Raw genomic sequence first — 10,825 nt, forward strand, 5'->3', positions numbered from 1 at the left:
GATCTTTGTTCTGCTGATCTTTGTTCTGCTGATCTTTGTTCTGCTGATCTTTGTTCTGCTGATCTTTGTTCTGCTGATCTTTGTTTTGCTGATCTTTGTTCTGCTGATCTTTGTTCTGTTGATCTTTGTTTTGCTGATCTTTATCTTGTTGGTCTTTTTTCCGCTCTTTATCCTGTTTTAATAAGTCCTGAACCAATTTGCGATTATATAGGGCATCCTTGTCATCTGGATTAATTTTTAATGCGTTATCATATGCTTCCAACGCCTGCTCATACTGTCCCAAATGAGCTAAAGCATTCCCTAGGTTATAGTATCCCTGTTCGGTATTTAATTCTTTAAATAATTTAGCTGCTCGCTCATAATCACCCGCTCGATAAGCAGCGGAGGCAGCCCAATCGCTTTGCTCAAAGACCTCTTGCGCTTTCAAATACAGACCTTTGTTCATTAAATCCTGGCCTTGCTGATTGGGTGTATACCATAAGTCATTCCAACTGAATGCTTGAGCCTGAAAAGACAACAAAGCACAGCTCATATACGCGATACGAAACATCATACAGCTACCCTCTGCACCCAACCCCGTCGAAATACGGGCAATAAAAACAGCAAAGCCGGAATTAAAAACCATCGGCCTTCATCTCTCCAAAGGGGTATATCATCGTCCTGACTCAGTGCATATTCCTTATTCGCTTTATAATTTAGCCATTGTTCCAAATCACTTGAGTCTGAAGAATACTTCAATAGTTGGCCTTGCCCTGCATTTGCAAAATTCTGGAATAATGGGTTTAAATCTTTATCGGCTCTCATCGGCATAATAGATGAAAGAATACCTGACTTCGCAATGTGTTTCGCTTTTGTAATCGCCTCTGGAGAAGGAGTATCAGCAGTTAAAACCAGTATTTGCCCATACTCATAGCCCGCCTGGTTGATTAAATTAGTGGCTTCATTTAAAGCCATATCCAAATTTTGCCCGCCAACCGGCATTACCTCTGGTGTCAAACTGGATAAAAGTGAGGAAATAGTTTGACCATCATCTGTTAACGGAGAGACAACAAATGCTTCACCAGTAAAAACAATTAATCCAAACTGTCCAACCTCCTTATGAAGGAATAAATCATGTAATTTGAATTTCGCGCGTTCAAGGCGGCTTGGCGTCAAATCACTAAGCATCATATTATCAGACATATCCAATATCAAAACTCTGGGTTCGATAGGTTTATAGGTTGCTACGGGTAACTTAAGCCAACTCGGCCCAGAAATGCTGACTATCATAAAAAAAACACTCAAGACTACAGGCAATATTGATGCCACGCGTTTTCCCTGTCCCTTACTTTGGAGCAAATGATTCAATAGGTGGCGGTCACACACAGCCCCCCAGGCATGCAGTCTTGGATTTTGTCGCCACAAAATCACGGCCAGACTGATTAAGGGCAAGAGCAACAAAAGCCACCATGGCCGTAAAAAATGAAAATCAACCATCATGACTTAAGTCCCTCCCTGTCTTGAAAAAACGATTTCAGGCTAAGAACCAAATCTGTTTTCCTACTTATCCAGTAGAAACTTAACAATAAAGCCAAGCCAACAAACCAAGGATAATATTCTCTTTGTGGGCGTACATTCGCCAATTCTTGTTTCACAGTTTCCAATTGATTAATTGTTTGATAAATAGCTTGGAGTGACTCTGGATCCGTAGCCCTAAAATATCGCCCGCCAGTCATATCAGCCATTTGTTGTAATGTATCTTCATCCAGTTCAGCAGTAACGTTCTGATTAAAAAAATCAGCGGTCAGTGCTCTGGGATCTGCCTCAGCCCCTAAGCCGATAGTATATATTTTTATCCCATCATCCTTGGCTAACTCTGCAGCTTTTAACGGTGCAAGAACTCCCGAATTATTAGCCCCATCAGTTAACAAAATAATAACACGCCCTTCTTTCGGCACGTCACTCAAGCGTTTGACAGCCAGGCCCACCGCATCACCGATGGATGTCGTCTTACCTGCGAGTCCTGCCGTAGCATCTTCAATGCGCATTAACACGCTATGCTTGTCATAAGTCAGAGGAGTTTGTAAATAAGCTCGTGTACCAAAAAGAATTAAACCAATGCGATCGCCGCTTCGGTCCTGAACAAATTGCTCTGCTGCTCGTTTAACCACCAACAAACGACTTACTGGCCGTCCATGCAATAACATATCAGCGATTTCCATACTGCCGGATAGATCCAATACCATCATGATATTATACCCTTCACGATTTATCGGTTTCGGCTCTCCAATCCAACGAGGCCCAGCCAAAGAGAATACTAATAAAAACCAAATAATGGTGGGTAAAAGTAATAGTTTTTGAGCCGAAACGGAACGTTTCTCCTGCTCAACAATGCCTGCCATTGCCTCAAAGAAAGGAACTTTTAATGCGGTGGGTAATGTTACTTTTGCCCTGGGTAACATATACCAAATTAAAATAGGTACTGGTAATAAGCTCAAGACCCAAGGGTTTACTAGTTCAAACATGGCACGCCTCTTTGCTTAATCCATTGCTCCGCCCGAGTAAACAACGGTTGCAAGTCTACCGATTCCCCTGTTTTAAATGGTGACTCCAACAACATGGCTTTAACCGGCTTAAAATCTAATTTTTTACTGGTTTTGTTTAAAAAATCAACCCACTCATCCCCATGAATAGCAGCCACCTCTGTTCTTGGATAATAAACCAGTGCAACTCGTCTCAATAGCTCAGAAATACGAGCACTTGTAATTTGAGCATTTCGCTCTTTGTCATAATGTTCTTTATAAGTTTTAAGCAGCAGCAATGCTTTATTTTTTGCCAAGCCATTTATATGGCGTTTATAAACTCGATAGGTAATGAACATCAATATCAGTACTATTAAAAGCATTAAGCCATACCAACCAGTAGCTAATGGCCACCAACTGACGGGCTCGGGTAAATGAATGTCTTTAAGTTGAGCCAAAGGATCTGGGTTAGCCACGCGTCCTCCTGGGAAAAGTCTGTCGAACTAATTGCATCAAATCAGTCTCTGAGGTGGCCTGCACATACTGGATTTGTAATCGTTTAAATTGCTCTTGCAATTGCTCTATTCTTTGTTGGCAATACTGTTCATAGGCCATACTGACAGAAGGAAGGCTGGTATCAAGTATTATTTCCTGATGCCCGTTAGTAATTGCATATTGTTCAGGCTTAGGCGGCGCGAGTTCCACACGATCACAGATATGATAAGCAAGAATGTCATTGTGGCCACGCAATCGGTTTAAATGCTTTTCGCACTCAGCATCCATAGTATAAAAATCACTGATTAAAACCAAAATACTCCCAGGCCGTACCACTCTGCGTAATCGCACCAGAGCATCACTCAGAAGTCTTGGTTTTTCTTCTCGTTGAACATTCGTCTGATCAGTATAGTGGCTTAAAGAAGCTAATAACGGCAAAACGCCAGAATCTCTGCCTCTCGGAATAAATTCACTGTGCTCTGTTGCCGAGAAGAAAAAGCCACCCACCCGATCATCCTGCTTAATCACCGTCCATGCTAAAAGAGCAGCCAGCCGTGCCGCGATTACTGATTTAAACGCGATGCGGGTACCAAAAACCATAGACGGATTAAAATCAACAAGGAGAACCACCGGACGCTCACGCTCTTCCTGATAAATTTTAACATGCGGTCGACCCGTTCGTGCAGTAACACGCCACTCCATATGACGAATTTCATCACCGGCCTGGTAGTTCCTTACTTCAGCGAAATCCATACCACGGCCACGTAATTTTGATAAGTGGGCTCCTGAACGCAAGGCTCTGCCCTCAGGTTGATAATGAACCGACTGAGCATACCGCCTAAGTTCAATCAGTTCATTTAACTCTGCAACAACACCATCTGCCATAAAAGCCTCTAAGGAATAGCAACCAAGCGCAATAGGGAGTCGATAAAGTCGTCAGTGCTAACTCCCTCAGCTTCTGCTTCGAAACTAAGTAAAATCCTGTGCCGCAACACATCATGTGCGATAACATGAATATCTTCAGGGGTAACATAATCTCTTCCTGCAAGCCATGCATGAGCTTTGGAACATCTATCTAAAGCTATAGTTGCCCTGGGGCTTGCGCCAAAGCGTACCCAACGTCCTAGTTCATCACTGTAGACCCCTGGATTTCTAGTCGCGACTACCAATTGCACCAGGTAATTTTCCAATGCCTCGCTGGTATGTACGTTCAATACCTGTTTTCTGGCCTCAAAAATCACCTTTTGTGGTAATTTGGGTAGGCGCTCCTGTTTCACTGCAGTACTACCCAAAGCTTCTTTTCGAGTAAGCGCTAATATTTCATGCTCAACTTTTGCATCAGGATAACCAATTTTGACATACATCAAGAATCGATCTAATTGTGCTTCAGGCAGTGGATAAGTTCCTTCCTGCTCAATAGGGTTTTGCGTTGCCATTACTAAAAATAATTCTGGTAGAGGATACGTCTTTCCACCAATAGTTACCTGTCGTTCCGCCATAGCTTCGAGCAATGCAGATTGCACTTTAGCGGGAGCCCGATTAATTTCATCAGCAAGAAGGAGGTGATGAAAGATAGGACCTGATTGAAAGACAAAGGAACCATTTTGAGGATGATAGACATCGGTGCCGGTTAAATCCCCAGGCAGTAAATCGGGAGTAAACTGAATACGATGAAAATCGCCTTCAACCCCATCCGCCAACTCTTTAACCGCTCGTGTTTTAGCGAGCCCTGGAGCACCTTCGACTAATAAATGACCGTCCGCCAATAATGCAATTAACAAACGAGAAATTAGACCCTTCTGGCCTAAAATACGTGAGTTTAAATAATTAGTTAACGTCAATATCTGTGTCTGTACAGTATCTGTAAATTGATTATCCAACTGTTCCATTACATTTACCTTCCAAAAAATCTTATCCTAACGTGAATCCGCTCTCATGCCAAGTAGAAAACAAGGCGGATTGATGGACAAATTATCATCCCTTAATATTACTTTAAGCTCACCATGGTAATGTTATAAACAAGTGGCAATTAAAAATACTGTAATCGACATTAATTACCAAAAAGAAAAATGTTACCAAGGCACTATTCATTATGAGAACAGCAGATTTGGAATCAATACAGCAACTCCTGCATAAAATGAGAAAACTAGACCTCTTTTTAATTGACCATGTGGCTCCGGAACTATTAGAAGAACTCAATGGAACTAATGAACGCGATTTTTTTGGACGCCAAGTACATAAAATATTCTTAAAGACAGCAAAAACAATTAATAATACATGGCAGTTGGAGCTTGATTTATCAGATAAAGAAGAAGTTGAAGGCATCCTTGATATTGTTTTGGCGGCCTTAACTAAAAAGCTAAAAGATCAGCCTCCACAAACGTCAACCGACGCGTTAAGATGTATTGAAGACATCATCCACCTGGAATCACTACTCCTCAGATCGCTGGCCGATGACATACAAAAAAACATAAGGGCAGAACAAAATGCAGAATTTTATGAAAGCCTGATTAAACCATTTGCTGCGATCTGGACTTTCATTAGCGATACGCTCTCCAGCCTGGTCACCAATCTGGTGCTGTTTGTTCAAACTCTGGTTGGCGTAGAGTTCCAAAATATTCAGCAATCAACCCATCTTCCTTGTGTACATAAATCAATAACTCGCGCCCTAAACCTGTTGGATGAACGTAATCCTCCCCCAACTGACAAAGAAACCCAAAAGACTCTTGAAAAACAAACTACTAAAGAAATTGAAAAGCATATTAAAGCGATGAACTTGTCTGTGGATCAAAAAAATTACGCATTTAATACCCTTTTTAGAGCTCAAAACGACAGGGCACCAGCACCTCATTCGGGCCGAACGATTATGGACACCCTGGTTACTCTGTGGGTAGCGGCCAAAGATTCTGCTGCCTATGAATTTCAAGATTCAGCAGAACTCCTTAATTCTCGAAAAGATCTTATTATTAAACATTTGGCCCTTGCGGACAGAGAATATAATATGAATGACGCAGGGATTGATTTGGGAGGAAAATCACGGCCTGCCTGTTTAAGCGGTATAGTTAATAAAATTGTAGAAGCTTTGGAAATGATTCATCCGGACATACGTATTATTAGAAGCCACTTAGTCCTGGCAGATTTCTGCCAAGAACTATTCGCAGCAGAATTTGCAAAACTCAGTGATGAAGAACAGATAGTGATTTTTACTGAAAAGGAAGAAGAGGAACATGAATACAATGCAATAATGGAGCGAATAGCGGCCGCTGTAGAAATAGAATTAAACAAAATAAATACGGAAATATTTAATGGGGATATCTCAGCAAAAGTGATTCGAGACTACCTTGCCAATTTAATTTATCTGGTAGTACCTGAGACTGAGGCGGTTCTGCATTATAAAGAAGGGGGCACCAATAATACAGCCAAGCAACAATCTACATCCTCAACAGATACTGAGCCGAAGATTATAGTGGCTGATCATCAAGTAACATCCGAAGAGATAACCGCATTTAATAACAAATTTGCGCAGATGAAAGGCCTGATGAAAAATTCATCTGACATTCAGATTGCAAAACACGCAGTCAGAGGCTCTTTTAAAGCAGAGCTATTGGAAAAAGAAGACATGCTTCAGTTGTTGGCTGAAGCGATGCTTAAACAAAGAGAAGAACTATTAGCCCCTAAAGATGCTGAAGAAATCTCCATTGAAGCTGATGAAGACAATCAATATGAGGAATACTCAATAAAATCAATGATGTAATACGATCCTCTGAATGAGCGAGAGCATATATTAAATCAGAGTGAGATTATTCCTGATAATCACTTTGTAATTCCAAAGGCATCATCATCTGCACTCGTTCATACAATGAAATGATGTCTTCACAAAACACGTGGAGCTGCTGTTGATTTTCCCATAGGTCATAATCAATTCCTTTATTAAAAACCTGTTGTCTTGCAAGGGTTTTTAATAAAAAAAATTCCTGGCTGGATAAGCCAAGATGGCTATTTAGCTCAACCAGTTCCATTAAGTTTTTATATTCTTTGATTGGTCGATGCTCATGCAGACAATATGCTTTAAACGTGAGTTGAAATGCTTGGTACATGAGCGTGGTAATCGGAGACAGTACCGCTAGAGACCCTCCTTGCTTGAACAGCCCCAGAGCTAACTGTTGCAGCAAGTAATCGGCTGAATAAGCATGCTGCGTGGCGATGCTGAGTAATTCCAAAGGGGATAAATAACGCTTGTCCATCTGGAGTCTCTCCTCTTCCATAGGTTCCATAGGTCAATGACAATAAAGGCCATGACGCAATAACTACGTCTAATGCTTGGATGTATGTTAAAATAGACGCTGATTATATCCTGTAATTGAATGCATGCACACCATTATTAATAGCCCACTATACATTGGCCCACTTAAACTTCCTCATCGATTGATTCAAGGTCCATTGGCTGGCTATAGTTGCGCCCCATTCAGAGAACTGTTTTACAAATACACTCCGCCTGCCTATTGTGTTACGGAGATGAGCTCTGCAATTGATATTTTAAATAAACACAGCGCGCAATCACGATATATTTACCGCTCTCCCAAAGAGCAGCTTCTTGCCTATCAAATTTCAGGAACTGATCCATTGATCATGGCGCAAGCAGCAAAACGCCTGGAAACTCATGGTGCTGATTTAATTGATATTAATTGCGGCTGCCCTAAAACCAAAATCCGCAAAAAAGGGGCCGGCAGCGCATTATTGGAAGAACCAGAACAATTAATCGCTATCATTAGTACAATACGAGAATCAATCTCTATTCCTCTGACGGTAAAAATTCGTATTCAGGATAATGAGCAAGATATTTATTTAGCCCAACAGATAGAACATGCAGGAGCAAATGCTCTTATTGTTCACGGAAGACGATGGATAGATGACTACGACATTCAGTGCAATTTAAAGCAAATAGCCAAGATCAAAAAAAATATACACATTCCTGTCATTGCTAACGGAGATATTAATAGTATTGCCACTCTCAATAATGCAATGCGCCTTAGTGGTTGTGATGGGTTTATGATTGCTCGTGCCGGCAGTGGCCGGCCATGGCTTTACCAGGAATTGCTCGAACAACGCATGGTGGAAATCAGTGATGAAGAAAAAAAGGCCTTATTTATGGCGCATCTGGAAGGTCTTAGTGCCCTTGAAAACGAACATAAGGCTATATTGCAAAGCAAATCGTTGCTACGTTATTACTTTAGATCTCGATTGATGGAACATCAATTAAAGCAGTTTTATAATTTAAAGTCTTTAAAGGAAATTAAGGACTTTTTGGAGAGAGAGATTCATTAATCTCTCTCGTGCCATACACTCCCTTCTCTCTAGCTCTCACTGCCATTACGAATCTACAGCTATCCAGCGACACTTCGTCCCCCATCAACATTTAAGATCTGTCCCGTAATAAAAGGATTTTCAGCCAAGGCTAACACAGCCCGAGCGATGTATTCCGGATCACCATGGGTTTTTAATGGGGTTTTGGCAATAATCTTCTCTTGTTCTGCTTCACTTAAACCGTTTGCATCCTCTGGCCAGGCAATAGCGCCAGGAGCTACCGCATTGACTCTTATTTCAGGGGCAAACTCCCGCGCCAGGCTCTTGGTCTGCATTGCAAATGCTGCCTTGCTTTGGCAGTAAATTGAATAGCCTTTCAACGGCTTTTCTGCATGAATGTCCGTTACATTAATAATGGCCCCAGAATGCTTGCTTAATATACAGCGAGCAGCCAGGCTCAATAAAAAAGGGGCTTTTACGTTCGCATTGAACAGCTCCTGCCAATCCTCATCATTAAAGGTGTCAAAATCATTACGCATAAAAACAGACGCATTATTCACTAATAAATCCAGACGACCAGCCCATTCAAGAACAGCATCCATAATTTCTGTCGCGGCATCATCGTTAATTAATTCACGTTGCACGACAAAGGCACTATTCAGCCGCTGATTATTTAACTCAGCAGCCAATGTATGTGCTTCCTTTAGTGAAAAACGACAATGAATCATTACCTTATATCCAGCACTATGCAGCGTTCTCACAATTGCAGCTCCAATGCGCCTGGCTCCTCCGGTCACTAAAGCCACTTTTGCTTCTTGTTTGTTTGTCTGATTCATTGTATGTTCCCCATTTTTAATTAGTTTAATCGATTATGAGTTTAATACAAACACTCCATGTCCAGCTTGAAAAGCAACAGGAAATCCCCTTTGTAGAGTTCATGCAAATGGCCTTGTATGCCCCAGGAGAAGGGTATTACAGTTCAGGCTTACCCAAATTAGGAGCGCAGGGTGATTTTATTACAGCCCCGGAATTAACTCCGCTATTTGGCAAAACACTGGCTCATCAATGCAAGCAAATATTGAGCTTATTAGAGCAACCGGTATTATTTGAATTCGGCGCTGGAACAGGCGTACTCTGCGTTGACATATTAAATCAGCTGGAACAGCTTAACAGTTTGCCTGATGCTTATTATATTCTGGAGTTAAGCGCTAACTTGCGTCACCGCCAACAGCAACTGATACAAGAAAGAATACCACACTTGGCAGATAGAGTAATTTGGCTGGATCGTTGGCCAGAAAAACCATTTAATGGCATAATTATTGCCAATGAAGTATTGGATGCCATGCCGGTGAATCGTTTTATGCTGGATGATTCCCACATTCTGGAAAGCTATATAGCACTAAATGAAGAGGCAAAGTTAATCGAATTATTTAAACCTTGTCAGAATCAGCGCTTAGTGAATTATGTGAAACAAAACGTACCGCAACAAAATTCAGCCTATTTATCAGAGGCTAATTTGTTCATAGAGGATTGGTTAGTGAATATCTACCAAATGCTCAATCAAGGTGCAGTATTGCTAATTGATTACGGCTTTCCCAGGCATGAGTATTATCATCCTGACCGTAATCAAGGAACCATAATGTGTCATTTTCAGCACCGTGCCCATTCAGATCCCTTACTCCATCCCGGAGAGCAGGATATTACCGCTCATGTTGATTTTACCCATGTGGCAGAAGCAGGACAACAGGCAGGCTTCCACGTTGCCGGGTATACCAATCAAGCTTCTTTTCTGCTGGCAAATGGTTTGCTAAGCTTATTAAATGAGCTGGACGATGAAACAGCATTGTTTCGCGCCAAACAAGTGGTGAAACAATTAACCCACCCTAGTGAAATGGGTGAGTTATTTAAAGTTATTGCCCTGACTAAAAACCTGGATTTCGATTTAAATGGATTTCTTCTAAATGATAAACGAGTGAGTTTATAAAATGACCAGATACCTTACTACTGTGGAATTACAAAAAGAATCCATGAAGTTTTCCGCAGGACACACCACCATATTTTCAGCTACCGAAAGAGAACCCTTACATGGCCATATGTATGGCGTTTACCTGGCTCTGACCACCTGGGTTGAAGACAATGGCATGACCTTTGATTATCGCTACTACAAAGAACGGATTCATAAATTATGCCGGCAATTAAATCAGACGTTCTTAATGCCACAATATTCTCCCTTCATGGAGTTTGCTGAAGATGAAGAATACTATTACTTTACCTTTAACCATAAGAAAATTCCCTTTCTCAAAGAAGACGTTACACTGATGCCATTAACTAATATTACCGTGGAAGAACTGTCACGCTGGTTTGTCAATGAGCTGATTAAAGATACCGAAGAACTGGACAGGCATCGAATTGAAAACGTCGTAGTGAAAGTATTCTCAGCTCCTGGACAATCTGCAAGTCATCAGTGGCAAAGAGACTAAATGAAACTCATTTATCAGGTCTGCATCCCCCATACCAGTCGCGAT

12 protein-coding genes and 1 pseudogene are annotated in these 10,825 nt (G+C 41.4%); 5 read left to right on the forward strand and 8 right to left on the reverse strand.

All coding sequences use genetic code 11. From position 1 onward, the window contains the following. On the forward strand, positions 1-234 hold a 234-nt coding region (locus Q0495_RS16775; protein WP_367274359.1), incomplete at its 5' end, for a pentapeptide repeat-containing protein. A 13-nt stretch (positions 235-247) separates the two neighbouring features. Here the strand turns inward: Q0495_RS16775 and Q0495_RS16780 are convergent. The 6 genes and pseudogenes from Q0495_RS16780 to Q0495_RS01265 all read right to left on the reverse strand — a co-directional run. Further along, positions 248-625: pseudogene (locus Q0495_RS16780) on the reverse strand (tetratricopeptide repeat protein); the annotation flags it as partial. Then, entirely contained in the window at positions 550-1,479 is a 930-nt protein-coding gene (locus Q0495_RS01245; protein WP_298622229.1) for a VWA domain-containing protein, read from the reverse strand. The pseudogene Q0495_RS16780 and the gene Q0495_RS01245, both read right to left, overlap by 76 nt. Further along, the gene (locus tag Q0495_RS01250; protein ID WP_298622231.1) at positions 1,476-2,504 is read right to left on the reverse strand and encodes a VWA domain-containing protein; all 1,029 of its coding nucleotides are present in this window, start codon (positions 2,502-2,504) and stop codon (positions 1,476-1,478) included. The genes Q0495_RS01245 and Q0495_RS01250 overlap by 4 nt, the downstream gene beginning before the upstream one ends. Further along, positions 2,492-2,977, reverse strand: a complete 486-nt coding sequence (locus tag Q0495_RS01255; protein WP_298622232.1) for a DUF4381 domain-containing protein — start codon at positions 2,975-2,977, stop codon at positions 2,492-2,494. Before Q0495_RS01255 ends, Q0495_RS01250 begins: the two co-directional genes overlap by 13 nt. Next, a complete protein-coding gene (locus Q0495_RS01260) occupies positions 2,970-3,881 on the reverse strand; it encodes a DUF58 domain-containing protein (RefSeq protein WP_298622233.1) in 912 nt (303 codons plus the stop codon). Before Q0495_RS01260 ends, Q0495_RS01255 begins: the two co-directional genes overlap by 8 nt. Positions 3,882-3,889: 8 nt before the next feature. Beyond that, positions 3,890-4,885 carry a MoxR family ATPase gene (locus Q0495_RS01265; RefSeq protein ID WP_298622235.1) on the reverse strand — a complete coding sequence of 332 codons (996 nt, stop codon included), beginning with the start codon at positions 4,883-4,885 and terminating at the stop codon, positions 3,890-3,892. Positions 4,886-5,088: 203 nt separating this feature from the next. Between Q0495_RS01265 and Q0495_RS01270 the strand changes: the two genes are divergently transcribed. After that, on the forward strand, positions 5,089-6,750 hold the full coding sequence (locus Q0495_RS01270; protein WP_298622237.1) for a hypothetical protein: 1,662 nt from the start codon (positions 5,089-5,091) through the stop codon (positions 6,748-6,750). A 46-nt stretch (positions 6,751-6,796) separates the two neighbouring features. Here Q0495_RS01270 and Q0495_RS01275 read toward each other — a convergent pair whose 3' ends face one another. After that, positions 6,797-7,240, reverse strand: coding sequence for a hypothetical protein (locus Q0495_RS01275; protein ID WP_298622239.1), 444 nt, complete (start codon positions 7,238-7,240; stop codon positions 6,797-6,799). A gap of 124 nt (positions 7,241-7,364) precedes the next feature. Between Q0495_RS01275 and Q0495_RS01280 the strand changes: the two genes are divergently transcribed. Beyond that, positions 7,365-8,321, forward strand: coding sequence for a tRNA-dihydrouridine synthase (locus Q0495_RS01280; protein WP_298622241.1), 957 nt, complete (start codon positions 7,365-7,367; stop codon positions 8,319-8,321). A 59-nt stretch (positions 8,322-8,380) separates the two neighbouring features. On the opposite strand, the gene Q0495_RS01285 is transcribed toward Q0495_RS01280, so the two are convergent. After that, the gene (locus tag Q0495_RS01285; RefSeq protein ID WP_298622243.1) at positions 8,381-9,136 is read right to left on the reverse strand and encodes a pteridine reductase; all 756 of its coding nucleotides are present in this window, start codon (positions 9,134-9,136) and stop codon (positions 8,381-8,383) included. Between the two features lie 35 nt (positions 9,137-9,171). Here Q0495_RS01285 and Q0495_RS01290 point away from each other — a divergent pair, with 35 nt between their 5' ends. Together Q0495_RS01290 and Q0495_RS01295 are read left to right on the forward strand one after the other, a co-directional pair. Next, positions 9,172-10,284 carry an SAM-dependent methyltransferase gene (locus Q0495_RS01290; RefSeq protein WP_298622245.1) on the forward strand — a complete coding sequence of 371 codons (1,113 nt, stop codon included), beginning with the start codon at positions 9,172-9,174 and terminating at the stop codon, positions 10,282-10,284. 1 nt (position 10,285) lies between these two features. Continuing rightward, positions 10,286-10,780 (forward strand): 6-carboxytetrahydropterin synthase, encoded by a 495-nt coding sequence (locus Q0495_RS01295; protein WP_298622246.1) that lies wholly within the window; start codon positions 10,286-10,288, stop codon positions 10,778-10,780. Positions 10,781-10,825: the final 45 nt, after the last annotated feature.

Origin of the sequence: uncultured Legionella sp., assembly GCF_937871865.1 — a bacterium.
GTDB lineage: Bacteria > Pseudomonadota > Gammaproteobacteria > Legionellales > Legionellaceae > Legionella.

What these genes read in the sequence shown, in the direction of transcription:
- Q0495_RS01285 (WP_298622243.1), bottom strand. Translation starts at nt 9,136, where the DNA reads ATGAATCAGACAAACAAACAAGAAGCAAAAGTGGCTTTAGTGACCGGA.
- Q0495_RS01245 (WP_298622229.1), bottom strand. Translation starts at nt 1,479, where the DNA reads ATGATGGTTGATTTTCATTTTTTACGGCCATGGTGGCTTTTGTTGCTC.
- Q0495_RS01265 (WP_298622235.1), bottom strand. Translation starts at nt 4,885, where the DNA reads ATGGAACAGTTGGATAATCAATTTACAGATACTGTACAGACACAGATA.
- Q0495_RS01270 (WP_298622237.1), top strand. Translation starts at nt 5,089, where the DNA reads ATGAGAACAGCAGATTTGGAATCAATACAGCAACTCCTGCATAAAATG.
- Q0495_RS01260 (WP_298622233.1), bottom strand. Translation starts at nt 3,881, where the DNA reads ATGGCAGATGGTGTTGTTGCAGAGTTAAATGAACTGATTGAACTTAGG.
- Q0495_RS01250 (WP_298622231.1), bottom strand. Translation starts at nt 2,504, where the DNA reads ATGTTTGAACTAGTAAACCCTTGGGTCTTGAGCTTATTACCAGTACCT.
- Q0495_RS01280 (WP_298622241.1), top strand. Translation starts at nt 7,365, where the DNA reads ATGCACACCATTATTAATAGCCCACTATACATTGGCCCACTTAAACTT.
- Q0495_RS01275 (WP_298622239.1), bottom strand. Translation starts at nt 7,240, where the DNA reads ATGGACAAGCGTTATTTATCCCCTTTGGAATTACTCAGCATCGCCACG.
- Q0495_RS01290 (WP_298622245.1), top strand. Translation starts at nt 9,172, where the DNA reads ATGAGTTTAATACAAACACTCCATGTCCAGCTTGAAAAGCAACAGGAA.
- Q0495_RS01295 (WP_298622246.1), top strand. Translation starts at nt 10,286, where the DNA reads ATGACCAGATACCTTACTACTGTGGAATTACAAAAAGAATCCATGAAG.